The sequence below is a fragment of the Aureimonas pseudogalii genome, from assembly GCF_014196835.1.
GTDB lineage: Bacteria > Pseudomonadota > Alphaproteobacteria > Rhizobiales > Rhizobiaceae > Aureimonas > Aureimonas pseudogalii.
The window spans coordinates 198455-217117 of sequence record NZ_JACIEK010000004.1 but is presented as its reverse complement, the minus strand read 5'-3'; the positions used below and the strand labels follow the sequence as shown (position 1 = coordinate 217117).

Below are 18663 nucleotides of genomic sequence, written 5' to 3'. Positions count from 1 at the left end.
AGGCCGCGTCCGGCTTCTCCCGGATCGTCGTCGTTCATGCCGTTTTAACCATTCCTGGCGAGGTTGCGGCGATGTCGATCGCCCCCGCCTCGCTGCTGACCTGGCTGCTGCGCGCCCTCGCCGCGATGGCGCTGCTGGCGTTCGTGGTATCGACCGGACCCTTCGCGGGTCATGCCGACGCCGCCTCGTTCGTCGAGGCGAGCGAAACGACGATCGAAGCGGTCGGCGACGAGATCGCGGACCTTGCTTCCAGCCCGTTGACGGCCGACGACCCGGCGCCGCTCGACCTGCTGCCGTCGGAGGCCGCGCTCGTCGGCCCCTCTCCCTCGCGAGCGAGACATCTCGTCACCGACGATGTGCTCGCGTCCTTCGACGCCAGCCATCTCGACAGACCGCCGCGCCCGCTTTCCGCCGATCCGGGACGCGGGACTCGTCGAGGCGCCTGACCCGCCTTGCTTCGGTTTTCCGCTCCCGTCGCTCGTCGATCCCTCGGGGTCGAAGATTCCTTCGCGCGGAAATCCTCCCATGCGCCTTCCCGGCCTCTTCCGTCCCCATCCTCGTCCTGCTCGCCGGCCCCTGCGCCAGCCGCCTTTCGCGCGCTCTCGCCTCCGGCTCGCGGGCTTTCTCTTCCTCGGCTGCTATCTCGTGATCGGCGGCCGGCTGGCGATGCTGGCGATGGAGACCGAACCGTCGCGCGTCGCATGGCCGTCACCGCCCTCCAAGGCGCGGCCGGACATCGTCGATCGCAACGGCGCGGTGCTGGCGATGGACCTGCCCACGGCTTCGGTCTTCGCCGAGCCGCGCAAGATGGTCGACGTTGACGAGGCGGTGGAAGGGCTGATGCAGGTCTTCCCGAACCTCGATCCGGTGGATCTGCGCAAGCGCCTGTCCAGCCGCTCGGCCTTCGCCTGGATCCAGCGCACCACCACGCGCGCGGAACGCGACGCCCTTTGGGCGCTGGGCATTCCCGGCGTCGGCCTGCGCGACGAGTTGCGCCGGCTCTACCCCAACGGCCGCGCGGCGGCCCACGTGCTCGGCGCCGTGAACGTCGACAACATCGGCATTTCCGGCATCGAGAAGTGGATCGACGGGCAAGGCCTGCAGGCCCTGCGCAGCGCCGGCATGGACATGGACAGCGACGACCTCGAGCCGATCGCCCTCAGCCTCGACCTGAAGGTGCAGCACGCGCTGACCTCCGAACTCGAGAAGGCGGTGACGAAGTTCAGTGCGATCGCCGGAGCCGGCCTCGTGCTCGACGTCACCAACGGCGAGGTGCTGGCGCTGGCCTCGCTGCCGGATTTCGATCCGAACGTGCCGACCGACGCGTTGAAGCCGGACCGGATCAACCGCGTCGCGGTCGGCACCTACGAGATGGGCTCGACCTTTAAGGCGATGACCACCGCGATGGCGCTGGATTCCGGCCAGTTCGACCTCGGCTCGGTGCTCGACGCCAGCAGCCCGCTGCGCTTCGGACGCTTCGCCATCCGCGACTACCGGGGCCAGAACCGGGCGCTCAACATTCCCGAATCCTTCATCCACTCCTCCAACATCGCCATGGGCAAGATGGCGATGGCGGTGGGCCCCGAGCGGCATCGTGCGTTTCTCGGGCGGCTGGGGCAGCTCGACCGGCTGACGACCGAACTGCCGGAAAACGCCCGGCCGCTGTTTCCCGCCAAATGGGGCGAGCTGAACACCGCCACCATCTCGTTCGGGCACGGCATCGCCGTGACCCCGCTGCAGGCGAGCATGGGCATCGCCGCCGTGGTCAATGGCGGCCACCTGCTGCGCCCGACCTTCGTGAAGGGTTCGGACCCCGAAGCCCGCACGCTCGCGCGCGAAGTCGTGTCGGCGCGCACCAGCGAGGCGCTGCGCTTTCTCATGCGGCTGAACGCGCGCGTCGGCTCGGCCGGCAAGGCCGACATCGACGGCTACTTCATGGGCGGCAAGACGGGCACGTCGGAAAAGGTGGTGAACGGGCGCTACGACAGCGGTACCGTGCTCACGGCCTTCATGGGTGTCGTGCCCGCGCATGCGCCGCGCTACCTGTTCATGACCGTGTTGGACGAGCCCAAGCCCCTGCCCGAGACCTACGGCTTTCGCACCTCGGGCTGGAACGCGGTGCCCGTCACCGGCGCGATCATGGCGCGGGTGCTGCCGATCCTCGGCGTGGCACCGAGCCCGGCGCCCTTCGATCCGTTTCCGACGATGATCTCCGCGCGGGCCTGGGGCTCCAACCTCTTCCGCGCGGACACGCTGGCCGCCAGCCGGGCGCCCTGAAGGCGATCGACGCAAGACCCGGCCTGTCATCGCATTGACATGCTGGGCTGGCAGGCCCCCATGGGCGAACCGGCGAGGGCCGGCTCCCGAACGGCGATGGCTTTCGATGATCAGTCCGGCCTCCATCCGCTTCACCGCGGCCACGAAGCGCTTCGCAGACGCCGAGGTCGTCTCGTCGGTGTCGCTCGACATCCCCGCCGGCGAGTTCACCGCACTCCTCGGCCCCTCCGGCTGCGGTAAGACGACGCTGCTGCGCATGATCGCCGGGTTCGAAACGATGAGCGAGGGCACGCTGCATTTCGGCGACCGGCTGGTGGCCGGCGCGGCCACGCACGTGCCGCCGGAGGATCGCGGCGTCGCCATCGTCTTCCAATCCTATGCCCTCTGGCCGCACATGAGCGTCGGCGAGAATGTCGGCTATCCCCTGCGGGTGCGCGGCCTGCCACGCGCCGAGCAGAAGGCCCGCATCGCCGAGGCGCTTCTGGCGGTGGACCTCGAAGGCTTCGAGGCGCGCCGACCGGCCGACCTCTCCGGCGGCCAGCGCCAGCGCGTGGCGCTCGCCCGCTGCTTCGCGATGGAGCCCTCGATCGTCCTTCTCGACGAGCCGCTCGCCAATCTCGACGTCCATCTGCGCGCCTCGATGGAAGAGACCTTCCGGCAGTTTCATCGGCGCACCGGCGCGACGATGGTCTACGTCACGCACGATCAGGCCGAGGCGATGGCGATGGCCGACCGGATCGCCGTGATGCAGAAGGGGCGGCTCCTCGAAGTCGCCGCGCCGGCCGAGCTCTACGCGCGGCCGCGCACCGAGGCGGTGGCCCGCTTCGTCGGCAACGGGCGCATCGTCGAATGCCGGATCGCGGAGCGCGTGGACGAGGGCCGCCGTCGGGTCGAGGTGCTCGGCACGAGCGCTGTGGTCCGCAGCACTCCCGATGCGCCGGCGCGGGCGGAGACGGCGCGCCTCTGCCTGCGAGCCGAAGGGCTGGCGCTCGCCGAGACCGGCGGCTTCGAGGCGCGCGTCCTGGCCTCGACGTTCAAGGGCGCCTACAGTCTCCTCGTGGTCGAGCTGCTGGCCGCCCCCGCGCTCTCGCTTTCCCTTTCCCTTCATGCGCCGACGCCCGGCGTGATCGGCTCGATCGTCAGGGTCGCGATCACCGATGGCTGGATCCTGCCCCTTCCCCCCTCGGCGGGAGCCGCCAGGCAGCCGGTGCCCGTCTCGACCCCCGAGTCGGCGGACGCTTAAGTCGTCCAGGGCAGCACACCAGCCGGCAGCCGGCGCGCGAAGACCGTGGTCGCCAGCATGATCGCGACGATGACGCAGACGCTGACCACCGAAAGCGCCGCGGCCAGCGTCGATCGGCCGGCATCGTCGAGATTGAACACGACGACGCCGAGCGTCTCGTTGCCCGACGACCAGAGCAGCGCCGAGACGGTCAGTTCGTTGAAGGCGGTCATGAACACGAGAATGCCGCCCGCCGCCGCCATCGGCGCGAGCATCGGCAGCAGCACCGTGCGCAGCCGGAAGAGGAACCGCGCCCCGGTCATCCGCGCGGCCTCGTCCAGCGCCCGGTCGAGTTGCATCACGCCGCTCACCACCGGGCGCAGCGCCAGCGTCAGGAAGCGCGCGAGATAGGCGAAGGCGATGATCCAGATCGTGTTGTAGAGCGAGAAGCCGAGGATCGGCAGCGGCTTGAGGAAGAGGAGGATCGAGGCGATGCCGAGGACGATGCCGGGCAGCGCATAGGGCACCTCCGCCGCCATGTTGAGAAGGCGCAGCACGCGCCCGCCGCGCCAGACCACCAGCACGGCCAGGGGAATGCAGATCGCCATCAGCACCAAGGCCGCGCCGCCGGCCAGGACAGCCGAGTTGCGGAAGGCCCGCACCGTGGCATCCTGCCGGAACATCACCTCGAGATAGTTCTCGATCGTCACCGACCGCCCGGTGAGCGGCACGCCGTAGGCGTTGACGAGCGAAGTGGTGACGAGGGCGGCGAGCGGCGCGACCACGATGAGGCCGATCGTCGCCCAGGCCAGCGTCTCGTAGGCGGGGCGCCAGCGCCCGAGATCGTAGCCCAGAGTCTTCGAGGGCGTTCCGACCACCCGGTAGTCGCGCCGGCGCAGGGTCGCCGACTGCACCGCGAAGCCCGCGAAGGCCACCAATCCGACGAGCAGCGAGAGCACCGCCGTCTCGCCGATGATCGCCGGGCCAAAGCTCGCGAGCCGCTGGTAGATCAGCGTCGGCAGCACGGTGTAGCCGGCGGGAATGCCGAGCAGCGCGGGAATGCCGAAATTGCCGACGGCCGAGACGAAGGCGAGCGCGGCGCCGGCCACGAGCGGCGGCGTCATCATCGGCAGCACGATGGTAGCGAGGACGCGCGTGCGCCCCGCGCCGCTGGAGCGTCCGGCCTCGATGAGTTCGCGCGGCAGGGCGCGAAGCCCGGCGCGCAGGGCGAGAAAGACGAGCGGCGCATGCTGGATGCCGAGCAGCAGGACGATGCCCTCGACGCTGTAGATCGGGTTGGGCGAGCCGAGGCGCGGCGCGAGGCCGAGCGTGTTGAGGAGCGGGCTGGCCGGGCCGAAGAGCTGCGCCCAGGCCAGCGCCGTGATCTGCGGCGGGATCATCAGCGGCAGCAGGAAGCAGAAGACGAGCGGCGCCTTGCCGCGAATGTCGGTGAGCGCCACGAGGATGGCAAAGACGGTGCCAAGCACGAGCGAAATCGCCGTCCCGAGCACGGCGGTGACCAGCGAATGCCACGTCGCCACCCAGGTCGAGCGTGCCGTCAGCACCTCGGCCGCCACCGAGAGATCCGGCGTGCCACCCGGCGCCACTGCCTCGATGGCGAGGCGCACCACCGGCACGACGCTGACGAGCGCCACGAAACCGGCGACGAGAATCAGCGTCGTCCGCTCGCCGTCGATCATCCGCATGTCGCTCGCCCGCAGCCGATCAGCCGCCGAAGAGTTCGGTGAAGCGCTTCTTGTTCTCGGTCTCGTCGGCTAGCGCCTTGGCAGCGTCGAGCGGCATCAGCTTGATCGTGGAGCGGGCCGGAAAACCGGCGGGGCCCTCGATGCCGTCGCGGGCCGGGAGATAGCCCTGCTTGGCCGCGAGCTTCTGTCCCTCCTCGCTCATAAGAAAGTCCACGAAGAGCTTGGCGGCCTCCGGGTTCTTCGCGGTCTTCAAAATCGCCACCGGCTCGGTGACGGCTGAAACGCCCTCGGTCGGGAAGACGAAGGCGACCGGCGCGCCCTTCGCCGCCTCGCGGATCGGCAGGTAGTCGACGATCACGCCATAGGCCTTCTCGCCGCCCGCCACCGACTTCATCACTGCGCCGTTGCCGCCCGAGGCCGTGGTGCCGTTCTTGGCGAGCGCCTCGATGTAGGGCCAGCCGAAATCGGCGTTCTGCGCCAGCGCGGCGACGTGGACGAGCGCGGCGCCGGAGGTCAGCGGGCTCGGCATGGTGACCTGCGAGGCGAATTCGGGCTTCACCAGGTCGTGCCAGGACTTCGGCGCGCCTTCCGCACGCGCATTCGTCATGAAGCCGGTGGTGATCAGCTTGGTGGAGAAATAGGTCTTGTCGCGATCGACCAGCCCGGCTTCGAAGCCTGCGACGTCGGCGCCCTCGTAGGGCATCAGCCGACCGTCGCGCTTCAGGCCTTCCATCGTCACGCTGTCGGCGATGAGCAGGAGGTCGGGCTGCGGGCTGCCGGCGGCGAACTCCGCCTGCAGCTTGGCCATGACCTTCGTGGTGCCCTCGCGCACCCATTCCACATCGATGCCGGGATGGGCAGCTTCGAACGCATCCACCGTCGCCTGCGCGTCCTCGTTCGGCTGGCTCGTGTAGAGCACGAGCTTGCCGGCCTGGGCCATGGCGGGCGCGTGGACGAGGAGAGCGGCGAAGGCGGCCGCGCCGGCCAGGGCGAGCTTGAAGGTCATGAGATCGATCCCGTGAAGACGCGCGCGGACCCCTGCCCGCCGGCGAAACAAACTTGATGCGCGGCGACTACGCGGGCCGGATGACAATCGTATGAAACCCGAACGGTCGACGGCATCGTCCGGGGGCGGTGCCGTCGACCGGTCTGCGAGGGATCGAAGAGCGCTCCCTCGCGCGTTGCGCTCTCAGTCGAGCTGGCGCACGGCGCCGCGCGCCGCGCTCGTCGTCATCAAGGCGTAGGCACGCAACGCCGTCGTGACCTTGCGCTTGCGCGTCTCGACGGGCTTCCAGGCGTCCGCGCCCTTGGCGATCATCGCCTCGCGGCGCTTGGCGATCTCGGCATCGGGAACGGCCAGCTGGATGCGGCGGTTCGGGATGTCGATCTCGATGGGATCGCCCTCTTCCACCAGCCCGATGATGCCGCCTTCCGCCGCCTCCGGCGAGACGTGGCCGATCGACAGGCCGGACGAGCCGCCCGAGAAGCGGCCGTCGGTGACGAGGGCGCAGGCCTTTCCGAGGCCCTTCGACTTCAGGTAGCTCGTCGGATAGAGCATTTCCTGCATGCCCGGCCCGCCGCGCGGTCCCTCGTAGCGGATGAGCACGACGTCGCCCGCGACGACCTCGTTGGACAGGATCGACTTCACCGCCGAATCCTGGCTCTCGAAGATGCGGGCCCGGCCGTTGAAGGTGAGGATGGAGGCGTCGACGCCCGCCGTCTTCACGATGCAGCCGTCCTCGGCGAGATTGCCGTAGAGCACCGCGAGGCCGCCGTCCTTCGAGAAGGCATGTTCGAGATTGCGGATGACGCCGCCCTCGCGGTCGGTGTCGACGCTGTCGAAATGCCGGTTCTGCGAGAAGGCGACCTGCGTCGGCACGCCGCCCGGCGCGGCGCGGAAGAAGTCGTGCACGGTCTGGCTCGTGGTGCGCTTCACGTCCCAGCGGTCGAGCGCGGCGCCGAGGCTTTCGGCGTGGACGGAGCCGACCGAGGTGTCGAGAAGCCCGGCGCGGTCGAGCTCGCCGAGAATGCCCATGATGCCACCGGCGCGGTGCACGTCCTCCATATGGACGTTGGCGATCGACGGCGCGACCTTGCAGAGCACGGGCACCCGGCGCGACAGCCGGTCGATGTCGGCCATGGTGAAGTCGACCTCGCCTTCGTGGGCGGCAGCCAGCAGATGCAGCACGGTGTTGGTCGAGCCGCCCATGGCGATGTCGAGCGTCATCGCGTTCTCGAAGGCGGCGAAGCTCGCGATGGCGCGCGGCAGCACGCTCGGATCGTCCTGCTCGTAGTGGCGCTTGGCGAGATCGACGATCAGGTGGCCGGCCTCGACGAAGAGGCGGCGCCGCTCGGCATGGGTGGCGAGCGTCGAGCCGTTGCCGGGCAGCGACAGGCCGAGCGCCTCGGTCAGGCAGTTCATCGAATTGGCGGTGAACATGCCCGAGCACGAGCCGCAGGTCGGGCAGGCCGAGCGCTCGATGATCTTCACGTCCTCGTCGGAGATCCGGTCGTCGGCGGCCGCGACCATGGCGTCGACGAGGTCGAGCTTCTTCTCGGTGTTGTCGGGCCAGACGACCTTGCCGGCCTCCATCGGCCCACCCGAGACGAAGACCGTGGGGATGTTGAGGCGCAGCGACGCCATCAGCATGCCCGGCGTGATCTTGTCGCAGTTGGAGATGCAGACCATGGCATCGGCGCAATGCGCGTTGACCATGTACTCGACGGAGTCGGCGATCAACTCGCGCGAGGGCAGCGAGTAGAGCATGCCGTCATGGCCCATCGCGATGCCGTCGTCGACGGCGATCGTGTTGAACTCCTTGGCGACGCCGCCGGCCGCCTCGATCTCGCGAGCGACGAGCTGCCCGAGATCCTTGAGGTGCACGTGGCCAGGCACGAACTGCGTGAACGAGTTGACGACGGCGATGATGGGCTTGCCGAAATCCTCGTCCTTCATGCCCGTCGCGCGCCAGAGACCGCGCGCGCCGGCCATGTTGCGGCCGTGGGTGGTCGTGCGGGAACGATAGTGCGGCATCGGAAAACCTCGTGCTGGCGGAAGCGTACCCGGCATTACACCTGTTGGAGAGCCATTCCAACCCTTGGCGAGCGGCGATGGCGCGATTGACCGGCGCGCCCCCTCGCCGGTATTCGCCGATCCGTCATTGTCCTGATACGAACCGTGCCCATATGCAGGCCTCCTCGACCCGCGAGGTCAGCCCGGCGTCCGACCCGCCCTGCCGAGCCGCATCGAGGATCTCAGTGTCGGGATTGGTGGGATGACAGGGCATCGTCTTGCCGCTCATCAATCCTCGACCAGAGTGTCCGGCGGCGACTGCCCGAACTTCCACCCTTCAGTCTGGATGGCGTCGAATGAGCCATGAGATCGATGTCGCCATCGTCGGCGCGGGCGCCGCAGGCCTGTCCGCGGCCCGCTCGCTGAGGGGGCGTGGCCTGTCGGTGCGGCTCCTCGAAGCGCGCTCGCGGATCGGCGGCCGTGCCGAGACGGTGGTCGCATCCGATGGCCACCCGTTCGACCGCGGCTGCGGCTGGCTTCATTCGGCCGACCGAAACCCGCTCGTCGCGCCCATCCGCGCCGCCGGCTTCACGATCGTCGAGAAGCGCCCGGACTGGACGGGGCAGACCGGCGACATCGGCTTCTCCCGGCCGGATCAGGCGGCCTTCAACGCAGTCTTCGACGCTTTCGAGGCGCGGCTCGACGAGACCACCCGGCGCGGGATCGACCGGGCCGCGAGCGAGGATTTCGAACCGAGCGGGCGCTGGAACGCGCTGATGAACGCCGTCAGCTCATACTACAACGGCACCGAGTTCGACCGGGTCTCGACGCTCGACTACGATGCCTATGTCGACAGCGGCGTGAACTGGCGGGTGCTCGAAGGCTACGGTGCGGCGATCTCGGCCTTGGGTTCATACCTGGAAACGCGGACGGATTGTCCCGTCAGCGCCATCGAGTTCGATGGCCGGAGCCTGCGCGTCGTAACGCCGCACGGCACCCTGCGAGCCCGCGCCGTCGTGCTTACCCTGCCGACCGCGATCCTCGCGGGCGACGGCCTGTCGCTTCCGGCAGCCCTCGAGCCCTGGCGCGCCGCAGCCGCCAGCCTGCCGTTGGGACTCGCCAACAAGGCCGTGCTCTCGCTGGCCGAGCCCGACCGTTTCGATCCCGAGGGCCACCTGTTCGGGAACACCGACCGCACGGCGACGGGGAGCTATCACCTGCGCCCGTTCGGCCGGCCGCAGATCGAGGTCTTCGTCGGCGGTCGCTGCGCCGAGGCGCTGGAACGCGAGGGCGACGGGGCGCTCGGGGCCTTCGCCATCGACGAGCTATCGAACCTCTTCGGCAGTTCCATCCGCCGGCAGCTGACGGCGATCGCGGAGACCGCCTGGGGCCGCGACCCTCATGCCCTCGGTTCCTATTCCCACGCTCTGCCCGGCGCCGCCTCGGCCCGCGCGCAACTCGCCGCACCCTTCGAGAACCGCATCTTCTTCGCCGGCGAGGCGACGTCTCCGCATGCCTTCTCGACCGCGCACGGGGCTTGGGAAAGCGGGGCTCGGGCGGCCGACGAAGTGCTGGCGGCGCTCACGCCGACTGGTCGCCTGGCGCGGAAGATCGATACTGGAAACTGAGGGTTCCCGCTTGCGCGCGCGGCCGCGGCGGTTACGGTCGCGCGCGGCGAACCGCTCCGCGAGGCGCGACGACCGCAACGAAGGATGACGATGCCCCGACAAACGCCCCGCGTCGCCTTCCTGGCCAGCGAGACCGACGAGGCGCAGGACGCCTTCCGCACGCTCGTCGCGCTCTACGGCAACCAGGACGCCGCGGAGGCCGACGTCGTCGTGGCGCTCGGCGGCGACGGATTCATGCTGCAGGTGCTGCACCGCTTCATGGACACGGGCAAGCCGATCTACGGCATGAACAAGGGCACCATCGGCTTCCTGATGAACGACTACCGCGAGGCCGATCTCCCGGCGCGCCTCGAACGGGCCGTCCGCAACGAGATCCGCCCGCTGACGATGACGGCGATCGACGCCGAAGGACTGAGCCATTCGGCGCTCGCGATCAACGAGGTCGCGCTCTTCCGCCAGTCGTATCAGGCGGCGCGGCTGAAGATCTCGATCGACGGCAAGACGCGGCTGGACGAGCTTGTCTGCGACGGCGTTCTCGTGGCGACCCCCACGGGATCGACCGCCTACAATCTTTCGGCGCAGGGGCCGATCATCCCGATCGACGCGCCGCTTCTGGCGCTGACGCCGGTGAGCGCCTTCCGCCCTCGGCGCTGGCGCGGCGCTCTTCTCTCCAATCGTCAGACCGTCGACATCGAGGTGCTGGAGGACGAGAAGCGGCCGGTGAACGCGGTGGCCGACCATCGCGAGGTGAAGTCGGTCCGGCACATTCGCATCTGCGAATCGAAGGATCTCAGCAGTCTCGTGCTGTTCGATCCCGAGCACTCGTGGGACGAGCGCATTTTGGCGGAACAGTTCCGCTACTGATCGGCTCAGGCCGCGAGATAGTTCTCGGCGCGGCGCCTCGCGGCGAAGCGCTGCGTGTCGCCGGCGAGTCGGTGCAGCAGCGCGCCGATCTCGGCAAAGGCCGTCTCATCGTATTGGCGGCGATAGGAGCGGACCACCCGCTCCATCACCATCGACGCGACGTCCGCGGGATCGAGATCGTCGCTCCCCGAGACGTCCTTCCAGACCCGCACCGCGCTGAGCAGCAGCGGCACGAGGGCGCGCGGCAGGCCGGCGGAGTCCGCCAGCGCGGCGAAGCCGGGTTCGCGCGCTTCCGCCACGATGGCGCGCACGCGCTTTTCGGGAACCTTGGCCAGCCGCGCGAGCGAAGACGCGAAGAGATCGATCCGGCCGCAGCAGACGGCCCGCACCAGCACGGCGCTGTTGAGGAGGCCGCTGGCCCGCAGATGCTCCACGAAGGGCGAGAGGTCCGCGGGCTCCAGCACTTCGATCAGCGAGGCGGTCGCCTGCTCGGCGAGTTCGTCCTTCAGGCGTGCGGCCCGTGCAGGGCCGGTCGCGGCTAGCACGAAGGGCGAGGCGCAGAGCGCCGAGCCGAGCGAGACGAGAAGAACGTGGCGCAGATCACTCGGCAGATCGTCGCGGCGCAGCAGCGCGTCGCGGATGCGCGGATGGTCGGCCCAGTCGCCGACGAGTCGGCACAGGACGGACGCCGGGGCCAGCAGCGCCGCGTTGGCCGCGAGTTCGCCACAGGCCTGCGCGTCTCCGCTGGCGGCGATCTCCAGCGCGGCACGCGGATCGAGATCGCGGCGGCGGGCGGCGGCGACGCGAATGGCGTTGGAGCCGCCGCGCACGAGCTCGACGAGATCGGGGCCGGTGAGAATCGGCGAATGCTCGACGATTCCGACGGCGATCTCGTCGATGTCGGCCGCGAGGGTGCGCACGAGCTGGCGCGACACCCGTTCGGAGTGGCGCACGAGATCGGCGATCGTGCGCCGCACCCGCGGCGAGGGATCGTCGAGCGCGAAGAGCAACGCCGCTTCCGCCTGCCGGATCTCGGCGGCCAGAAATTTCTTGTTCACCACCGCATCGGCGAGAAGGGCGACGCCCGAGCAGCGCTCGGCCGCGTTGGCGGTTTCGCACCAGGTGACGAAATGCTGAGCGAGCATGGGCGGGCCTTCGGAACGACGCGAGAACTCTCGCATCATTCCTGCGCCCGCAACCCTTTACGAATCCTTGACCATGCCTGCCAAGCTTTCGTTCACCTTGCCGGCGTCACGGCACGTCGGAGGCGTCCGGCCGGCGCGGCCGCACCATCTGGAAGACCTCGCGTGTCACGGCGTAATCGAGATAGCCGAGGCGGCTGAGCGGCGCGGCGAGATCGGTGGCGATCATGCCGTCGCGCAGAACCCGCTCGTCCAGATGGATGCCCACCACCTCGCCGATCAGCATCACGTTCTCGGACGGGCGGCCGTCAACGCCCACCGGCGTGAACCATTGCGACAGCTTGCACTCGAGCGCCGCCGGCGACTGCGCGACGCGCGGCGCGGCCACGAGTTCGCAGGGTGCCTCGGTCAGCCCGGCGATCGCGAACTCGCTGGTGCCCCGCGGCGCCGCCGCCGACGAACGGTTGACGGCCGAGGCGAGATCGGCGCACGCGAAATTGGCGACGAACTCACCGCTTTCGATCGCGAAGGCGGCGCTGTCCTTCATCCCGGCGGACGAGAACATCACGAGCTTCGGGCGGTCCGAAATGGCGGAGAAGAAGCTGTAGGGCGCGAGGTTGACGCGCCCGTCCCTCGCCCGCGTCGAGATCCAGCCGATCGGGCGCGGGCTGACGATGGCCTTGAAAGGGTCGTGCGGCAGGCCGTGATCGTTGGTGGCGGTCTTCCAGAACATCTTTAGACCCGGTCCTGCGGCAGCGTCGCCTCGCTGACCACGGTGGCGAGATCGGGCCGGGGGCGGTCGGACGGCGCATCGCCGGGGGTGCCGACATAGACGAAGCCTGCCACCTTCTCGTCCGACGCAATGCCCATCAGCGCCTTGGCGTCCTCGTCGTAGGCCACCCATTCGGTGATCCAGTTGGCGCCGTAGCCGCGCGCATGGACGGCGTGGATCAGGTTCATCGTGGCCGCGCCCACGGAGAGCACCTGCTCCCATTCGGGGATCTTGAAATGCGGCTTGGCGGTGGAGACGACGCCGACCACGAGCGGCGCACGGGTGAAGCGCTGCTCTTCGTAGGCCCGCCGCGCCTCGCCCAGCGGCTGGCCCTCGTGCCGTTCGGCGAGATCGGCGAGCCGGCGGCCAAGCTCGGCGCCGACCTCGCCGCGAAACAGGATGAAGCGCCAGGGGGCGAGCTTGCCGTGGTCGGGCACGCGCGTCGCGGCGGTGAAGATCTCCGTCAGTTCGGCTTCGGAGGGCGCGGGATCGCGCAGTGCGGGAATGGGAACGGAGCGTCGGGTGGCGAGAAGCGTCTTGGCGTCGGTCACGGCGTCGTCTTGTCCTTCGATTGGTCGGTCGCGAGGATAGATCATCGCCCGAACGGATTTGCCAAGGGCGGGAGTGCAAGGGATCGCCCGCTTCGCGCTTTCGCCATGAAATCGTCCATGCGATGTCCTTCAGTGGCATCGCCATCGGGAGAATGCGAATTTGAGTCGGCGAGACTGGACGATCGTAGCGGGGGCCGTCCTGGCCGGGCTGACCGTGCCGGCCTTCGCGCAGGATGGCGGGCGGGTCGGCGCGCCGGGCGCCGAGCCGCCGGGCGCCTACGCGTCTCCCTCCGCCATTCCAGCCGATCCCGCGACGCTCGATCTCGGTATTCCCACGGCCCGCGGCCTGAAGCGGCTGGAGCCGATCGAACTGCCGCGCAACACCGAAGGCGACTTGCCGCCCAACGCGTCGCTGCCCCGCCTGCCCGCGCTGCTGCCCCAGCCCGAGACGGCCCCCGGGCTCGTGCGCCCGCTGGAGGCCCTCGTCCTCAAGGCGCGCCTCGGCAAGGACGGCCCGGAGATCCCCGATCACCTCGTCTGGCGCCTGTTTTCGCCGAAGGCCGGGCCCGACGGCAAGCTGCCGGCCATCGCGGTCGCCAAGGGTGGCGAAGCTGTGTTCGACGTTCCTGCAGGTGACTACCTGCTGCATGTCGGGTTCGGGCGTGCGGGCATGACGCAGCGGATCGACTTCAACGGGCGGCTGACGCGTCACACGGTGACGATCGAGGCCGGTGGACTTCGCCTGCACGCGACCTCGTCGGAAGACCATGTGATCACCGACAAGCTGACCTTCGACATCTACAGCCAGGCGACCGACGACCAGGACCGCCAGCTCATCGCCTCCGACGTCGAGCCCGACGTCGTCGTGCGGCTGAACGCCGGCGACTACCACGTCGTCTCGCATTTCGGCGACGTGAACGCCGTGGTGCGCGCCGACATCCGGGTCGAGGCCGGCAAGGTGACGGATGCGACGCTCGCACACCACGCGGCGGAGCTGACGCTGAAGCTGGTCCGCGAGAGCGGCGGCGAGGCGCTTGCCGACACCGCCTGGTCGATCACCTCCGACCAGGGCGACATGATCCGCGAGAGCGTCGGCGCCTTCGCCTCGATGGTGCTGCAGGAGGGCGACTACATCATCGTCGCGCGCAACAAGGACCGGATCTTCCAGCGTCCGTTCCAAGTGAAGGCGGGCGAAAAGACCGAGGTCGAGGTGCTGACCAGCGACCTCATCGATCCCAACAGTCCCGAGGCCGGCACCGGCGACTGAGGCCGGAATGCGAACAGGCCCGACCGTTCGGCCGGGTCTGTTCACCGATTCTCGCAGGGTGCGATTAGGCCGCGAGCGTCTGGCGCCCCTTTCGGGAGCGCTTGAGGTCGGGCGCCACCGCCTCCTCCACCAGCAACGCCATCGCGGCGTCGAGGCTCATCGCCTCCTGGTCGCGCGAGCCGAGGCGGCGCACGTTGACCGACCGCTCCTCGGCCTCGCGCTTGCCGCAGACGAGGATCACCGGCACCTTGGCCATCGAGTGCTCGCGCACCTTGTAGTTGATCTTTTCGTTGCGCACGTCGAGATCGACGCGAAGGCCGGCCTCGCGCAGCTCCTCCACCACCTTCGCCGCATATTCGTCGGCCTCGGACGTGATGGTCGCGACCACCACCTGCACAGGCGACATCCAGAGCGGGAAATGCCCGGCGAAATTCTCGATGAGAATGCCGAGGAAGCGCTCCATCGAGCCGCAGATGGCGCGGTGGATCATCACCGGCGTCTTCTTCTCGCTGTTGGCGTCGATGTAGAAGGCGCCGAAGCGCTCCGGCAGGTTGAAGTCCACCTGCGTCGTGCCGCACTGCCACTCGCGGCCGATCGCGTCGCGAAGGGTGTATTCGAACTTCGGCCCGTAGAAGGCGCCCTCGCCCGGATTGATGCCGGTCTTGATGCGTCCGCCCGACTGCGCCTCGATCTGGCCGAGCACGCGCGTCATCACCTCTTCGGCGTGATCCCACAGCTCGTCCGATCCGACGCGCTTCTCGGGCCGGGTCGAGAGCTTGACCACGATCTCCTCGAAGCCGAAATCCTCGTAGACCGAGAGGATGAGGTCGTTGATCTTCAGGCACTCGTCGGCCATCTGGTCTTCGGTGCAGAAGACGTGCGCGTCGTCCTGCGTGAAGCCGCGCACGCGCATCAGCCCATGCATGGCGCCGGACGGCTCGTAGCGATGCACGAGGCCGAACTCGGCAAAGCGGATCGGCAGTTCGCGGTAGGACTTCAAGCCGTGCTTGAAGATCATCACATGGCCGGGGCAGTTCATCGGCTTCAGCGCGAAGACGCGCTTGTCCTCGGTCTCGTCGCCGGCCGACTGCACCTGGAACATGTTCTCGCGGTACCAGCCCCAGTGGCCCGAGGTCTCCCAGAGCGACTTGTCGAGCACCTGCGGCGCGTTCACCTCCTGATAGGAGCCGAGCAGGCGGCGGCGCATGTAGGCCGTGAGATCCTGAAACAGTGACCAGCCCTTCGGGTGCCAGAACACGACGCCCGGCCCCTCCTCCTGGAAGTGGAAGAGATCCATCTCGCGGCCGAGCCGGCGATGGTCGCGCTTCTCCGCCTCCTCCAGCATGGTGAGGTAGGACTTCAGCTGGTCGGGCGTCGCCCAGGCCGTGCCGTAGATGCGCGTCAGCATCGGGTTGTTCGAGTCGCCGCGCCAGTAGGCGCCGGCGACCTTCATCAGCTTGAACGCCTCGCCGATTTGGCCGGTCGAGGCCATGTGCGGCCCGCGGCAGAGATCGAACCATTCGCCCTGGCGGTAGATCTTGACGTCCTGATCGGCCGAGATCGCGTCGACGAGCTGGACCTTGTAGGTCTCGCCCTTCTCGCCGAAGACGCGGCGCGCCTCGTCGCGCGACCAGACCTCCTTCGTGAAGGCGGCGTTGCGGCGGATGATCTCCAGCATCTTCTTCTCTATGACCGGCAGGTCGTCGGGCGTGAAGGGCGTGTCCTTGGCGAAGTCGTAGTAGAAGCCGTTCTCGATCACCGGGCCGATCGTCGCCTGCGTGCCCGGCCACAGCGCCTGCACCGCCTCGGCCATCACATGCGCGGCGTCGTGGCGGATGAGCTCGATGGCGCGCGGGTCGTCGCGCGTCACGATCTCGACGAGGCCGGCGCGGCCGACCGGGTCCGAGAGGTCGCGGATCTCGCCGTCCAGCGCATAGGCGACGGCCTTCTTGGCCAGCGACTTGGAGATCCCCGCGGCGATCTCGGCGCCGGTCGTCGTCGGCTCGGTGGACCGCACGGATTGGTCGGGGAAGGTCAGGTCGATCATGTCATGTCCTTTCGCGCTCACCCCCGCCTACCCTGCGGGAAAGCTGTCTCGATCGAGATCGCGCGGGGCTCGTCGCCCGCGAAGCGGCGACTTCTACCAGCCGACCGGCGCGGTGCAAGCGTCAAACGTGCTCGAACTCGGCGCGGGGCTGACCGAATGCATCAGGAATGATCGTGCGGCACGGGATCGAGCCCGGCTTTGCCGAACGGCCCGCAACGCGCGACGCGCCGCGCGCCCAGCCAGCCCCCGCGCCAGAGCCCGTGGCGAGCGACAGCCTCGTAGGCATATTCCGAGCAGGTCGGCAGATGGCGGCAATGGCTGCCGACGAGCGGCGAGAGGGTCAGCTGGTAGAGGCGCACGAAGCCGATCCCGAGAAGACGGCCGGGCGTCCGGCGCCAGGGGCCTGCGTAGTTGCGTCCGGCCGGAGGAGTCATGCGGCCTGTCGCACGCTCGCCTTCTCGATCGCCTCGACCACGGCATCGAAGGTCAGCATGGTGGAGGCGTGCCGCGCCTTATGCTCGCGCACCGGCTCGAGATAGCGCAACTCCTCGAAGCGGCCGGCGGGCGGCGGGCCGTTCTCCTTCAGCATCGCCCGCATCGCCTCGCGCACCGCCCGCAGCTCTTCGACGCTGGCGCCCACCACATGGCGCGCCATCACCGAAGACGACGCCTGCCCAAGTGCACAAGCCCGCACCTCGTGCGCGAAGTCGGTGACGATGCCGTCCGCGAGCTTCAGATCCACGGTCACCGTCGAGCCGCAGAGCTTGGAATGCGCCGAGGCCGTGCCGTCCGGTTGGTCGAGGCGGCCGATGCGGTCGATATGGCCGGCAAGCTCCAGAATGCGCGCGTTGTAGAGATCATCGATCATGGTCGTGTCCGTGGATGGTCCGTCTCATGTGGCACGACCTACAAACCGTCGTCCGCGATCTGTATATAGGAAGGCAGGAACCGCTTCGGAAGCGAACGGGAACACGTTTGGGCGGCGCCGGGTTGACGCCGATGTAATATCATAACATCAACGGCCGAGCCGGTGCGCGACAGCGGGCACGAGCGTGAACGGGCGTGGCCGGACGTCGAAGATCAGGGTTTGAGATGGACGCATCCGTCAGGAAGATCGTCGAGGAGGCCGCCGCGTCGATGAGCTACGAGCGGCCGAGCCGCGACGAAGCCGAGGCCGCCGTGGGCGTGCTCCTGCGCTGGATCGGCGAGGATCCGACGCGCGAGGGGTTGATCGACACGCCGCGCCGCGTGGTGAAGGCCTATGAGGAAATCTTCGGCGGCTACGGTCAGGAGCCCGCCGACATTCTGACGCGGACCTTCGACGAGGTGGCCGGCTACGACGAGATGGTGCTGGTGCGCGACATCGACTTCATCTCCCATTGCGAGCACCACATGGTGCCGATCATCGGCAAGGCGCATGTCGCCTACCAGCCGGACGGCCGCGTGCTCGGCCTGTCGAAGATCGCCCGCGTCGTCGACATCTACGCCCGCCGCCTGCAGACGCAGGAAGCGATGACCGAGCAGGTCGCCGCCGTGATCGACGCCGCGCTGACGCCGAAAGGCGTCGCCGTGATGATCGAGGCCGAGCACATGTGCATGTCGATGCGGGGTATCCGCACCAAGGGCTCCTCCACCGTCACGAGTTCGTTCTTCGGATCGTTCAAGAACGACCGGAGCGAGCAGGCTCGTTTCCTGTCGATGCTGAAGTGAGCGGCGCGGCTCTCCCCTTCGAAGCTCCGCGGACGAAGGCGGAGGACGAGGCCGGCCACACGCTGCGGCCGCGCTTCGATGAGAGCGGCCTCGTCACCGCCGTGGTGACGGACGCCACCTCGGGCGACCTCCTGATGGTGGCGCACATGGATGCCGAAGCGCTCGACCTGACGATCCGCACCCGCATCGCCCACTATCACAGCCGCTCGCGCGGCACGCTGTGGAAGAAGGGCGAGACGTCCGGCGCCCTGCAGAGCGTGCGCGAGATCCGCGTCGACTGCGATCAGGACGCGATCTGGCTGCGGGTCGACGTCGCCAAGCCCGAGGACACCTGCCACACCGGACGCGCCAGCTGTTTCTATCGGCGGGTCGCGGGGGACGGCGAGGATCGCGCGCTCGTCTTCGTCGAGCCGGAGGGCTCTTCGGCGCCGCACCACGCCGAAGGCAATCCTTCACCATAAACG

General features: G+C 68.8%; 16 protein-coding genes and 1 pseudogene. 8 read left to right on the top strand and 9 right to left on the bottom strand.

Going from position 1 to position 18663, the window contains the following annotated elements:
* Positions 1–71: 71 nt before the first annotated feature.
* The 3 genes from GGR04_RS10725 (at position 72) to GGR04_RS10715 (ending at position 3520) form a co-directional block, all read left to right on the top strand.
* Positions 72–446 (top strand): hypothetical protein, encoded by a 375-nt coding sequence (locus GGR04_RS10725; protein WP_183199868.1) that lies wholly within the window; start codon positions 72–74, stop codon positions 444–446.
* A 130-nt stretch (positions 447–576) separates the two neighbouring features.
* Positions 577–2277: a peptidoglycan D,D-transpeptidase FtsI family protein gene (locus GGR04_RS10720; RefSeq protein ID WP_376769855.1), complete on the top strand. Its 1701-nt coding sequence runs from the start codon at positions 577–579 to the stop codon at positions 2275–2277.
* A 106-nt stretch (positions 2278–2383) separates the two neighbouring features.
* On the top strand, positions 2384–3520 hold the full coding sequence (locus GGR04_RS10715) for an ABC transporter ATP-binding protein (RefSeq protein ID WP_183199867.1): 1137 nt from the start codon (positions 2384–2386) through the stop codon (positions 3518–3520).
* Here the strand turns inward: GGR04_RS10715 and GGR04_RS10710 are convergent.
* The 3 genes from GGR04_RS10710 to ilvD all read right to left on the bottom strand — a co-directional run bounded on the left by GGR04_RS10710 (position 3517) and on the right by ilvD (position 8239).
* Positions 3517–5205 (bottom strand): ABC transporter permease, encoded by a 1689-nt coding sequence (locus GGR04_RS10710; protein ID WP_183199866.1) that lies wholly within the window; start codon positions 5203–5205, stop codon positions 3517–3519. The genes GGR04_RS10715 and GGR04_RS10710 overlap by 4 nt on opposite strands.
* 19 nt (positions 5206–5224) lie before the next feature.
* A complete protein-coding gene (locus tag GGR04_RS10705; RefSeq protein ID WP_183199865.1) occupies positions 5225–6211 on the bottom strand; it encodes an ABC transporter substrate-binding protein in 987 nt (328 codons plus the stop codon).
* 183 nt (positions 6212–6394) lie between these two features.
* Complete coding sequence (gene ilvD / locus GGR04_RS10700; RefSeq protein ID WP_183199864.1) at positions 6395–8239, bottom strand: dihydroxy-acid dehydratase; 1845 nt, start codon at positions 8237–8239, stop codon at positions 6395–6397.
* 335 nt (positions 8240–8574) lie between these two features.
* Here ilvD and GGR04_RS10695 point away from each other — a divergent pair, with 335 nt between their 5' ends.
* Positions 8575–9846: a flavin monoamine oxidase family protein gene (locus tag GGR04_RS10695; RefSeq protein WP_183199863.1), complete on the top strand. Its 1272-nt coding sequence runs from the start codon at positions 8575–8577 to the stop codon at positions 9844–9846.
* Between the two features lie 90 nt (positions 9847–9936).
* The gene (locus tag GGR04_RS10690) at positions 9937–10710 is read left to right on the top strand and encodes an NAD kinase (protein WP_183199862.1); all 774 of its coding nucleotides are present in this window, start codon (positions 9937–9939) and stop codon (positions 10708–10710) included.
* 5 nt (positions 10711–10715) lie between these two features.
* On the opposite strand, the gene GGR04_RS10685 is transcribed toward GGR04_RS10690, so the two are convergent.
* From GGR04_RS10685 to GGR04_RS10675, 3 genes are all read right to left on the bottom strand, one after another.
* A complete protein-coding gene (locus tag GGR04_RS10685; protein ID WP_183199861.1) occupies positions 10716–11855 on the bottom strand; it encodes a DUF2336 domain-containing protein in 1140 nt (379 codons plus the stop codon).
* 106 nt (positions 11856–11961) lie between these two features.
* Positions 11962–12585, bottom strand: a complete 624-nt coding sequence (locus GGR04_RS10680) for a flavin reductase family protein (protein WP_183199860.1) — start codon at positions 12583–12585, stop codon at positions 11962–11964.
* 2 nt (positions 12586–12587) lie between these two features.
* Positions 12588–13175 (bottom strand): nitroreductase family protein, encoded by a 588-nt coding sequence (locus tag GGR04_RS10675; RefSeq protein ID WP_312857438.1) that lies wholly within the window; start codon positions 13173–13175, stop codon positions 12588–12590.
* 160 nt (positions 13176–13335) lie between these two features.
* Here GGR04_RS10675 and GGR04_RS10670 point away from each other — a divergent pair, with 160 nt between their 5' ends.
* The gene (locus GGR04_RS10670) at positions 13336–14442 is read left to right on the top strand and encodes an RgsD C-terminal domain-containing protein (RefSeq protein WP_183199858.1); all 1107 of its coding nucleotides are present in this window, start codon (positions 13336–13338) and stop codon (positions 14440–14442) included.
* Positions 14443–14506: 64 nt separating this feature from the next.
* Here the strand turns inward: GGR04_RS10670 and thrS are convergent, their stop codons facing one another.
* From thrS to GGR04_RS10655, 3 genes and pseudogenes are all read right to left on the bottom strand, one after another.
* Positions 14507–16489: a threonine--tRNA ligase gene (gene thrS / locus GGR04_RS10665; protein WP_183199857.1), complete on the bottom strand. Its 1983-nt coding sequence runs from the start codon at positions 16487–16489 to the stop codon at positions 14507–14509.
* Between the two features lie 164 nt (positions 16490–16653).
* Positions 16654–16923: pseudogene (gene yidD / locus GGR04_RS10660) on the bottom strand (membrane protein insertion efficiency factor YidD); the annotation flags it as partial.
* On the bottom strand, positions 16920–17357 hold the full coding sequence (locus GGR04_RS10655) for an iron-sulfur cluster assembly scaffold protein (RefSeq protein WP_183199855.1): 438 nt from the start codon (positions 17355–17357) through the stop codon (positions 16920–16922). The gene GGR04_RS10655 and the pseudogene yidD, both read right to left, overlap by 4 nt.
* A gap of 224 nt (positions 17358–17581) precedes the next feature.
* Between GGR04_RS10655 and folE the strand changes: the two genes are divergently transcribed.
* Positions 17582–18199 (top strand): GTP cyclohydrolase I FolE, encoded by a 618-nt coding sequence (gene folE / locus GGR04_RS10650; RefSeq protein WP_183199854.1) that lies wholly within the window; start codon positions 17582–17584, stop codon positions 18197–18199.
* Positions 18196–18660: a phosphoribosyl-AMP cyclohydrolase gene (hisI, locus tag GGR04_RS10645; RefSeq protein WP_183199853.1), complete on the top strand. Its 465-nt coding sequence runs from the start codon at positions 18196–18198 to the stop codon at positions 18658–18660. Before folE ends, hisI begins: the two co-directional genes overlap by 4 nt.
* The last annotated feature ends 3 nt before the right edge of the window (positions 18661–18663 follow it).

What these genes read in the sequence shown, in the direction of transcription:
- folE (WP_183199854.1), top strand. Translation starts at nt 17,582, where the DNA reads ATGGACGCATCCGTCAGGAAGATCGTCGAGGAGGCCGCCGCGTCGATG.
- GGR04_RS10685 (WP_183199861.1), bottom strand. Translation starts at nt 11,855, where the DNA reads ATGCTCGCTCAGCATTTCGTCACCTGGTGCGAAACCGCCAACGCGGCC.
- GGR04_RS10680 (WP_183199860.1), bottom strand. Translation starts at nt 12,585, where the DNA reads ATGTTCTGGAAGACCGCCACCAACGATCACGGCCTGCCGCACGACCCT.
- GGR04_RS10690 (WP_183199862.1), top strand. Translation starts at nt 9,937, where the DNA reads ATGCCCCGACAAACGCCCCGCGTCGCCTTCCTGGCCAGCGAGACCGAC.
- GGR04_RS10725 (WP_183199868.1), top strand. Translation starts at nt 72, where the DNA reads ATGTCGATCGCCCCCGCCTCGCTGCTGACCTGGCTGCTGCGCGCCCTC.
- GGR04_RS10705 (WP_183199865.1), bottom strand. Translation starts at nt 6,211, where the DNA reads ATGACCTTCAAGCTCGCCCTGGCCGGCGCGGCCGCCTTCGCCGCTCTC.
- GGR04_RS10655 (WP_183199855.1), bottom strand. Translation starts at nt 17,357, where the DNA reads ATGATCGATGATCTCTACAACGCGCGCATTCTGGAGCTTGCCGGCCAT.
- ilvD (WP_183199864.1), bottom strand. Translation starts at nt 8,239, where the DNA reads ATGCCGCACTATCGTTCCCGCACGACCACCCACGGCCGCAACATGGCC.
- GGR04_RS10715 (WP_183199867.1), top strand. Translation starts at nt 2,384, where the DNA reads ATGATCAGTCCGGCCTCCATCCGCTTCACCGCGGCCACGAAGCGCTTC.
- thrS (WP_183199857.1), bottom strand. Translation starts at nt 16,489, where the DNA reads ATGATCGACCTGACCTTCCCCGACCAATCCGTGCGGTCCACCGAGCCG.
- GGR04_RS10710 (WP_183199866.1), bottom strand. Translation starts at nt 5,205, where the DNA reads ATGCGGATGATCGACGGCGAGCGGACGACGCTGATTCTCGTCGCCGGT.
- GGR04_RS10695 (WP_183199863.1), top strand. Translation starts at nt 8,575, where the DNA reads ATGAGCCATGAGATCGATGTCGCCATCGTCGGCGCGGGCGCCGCAGGC.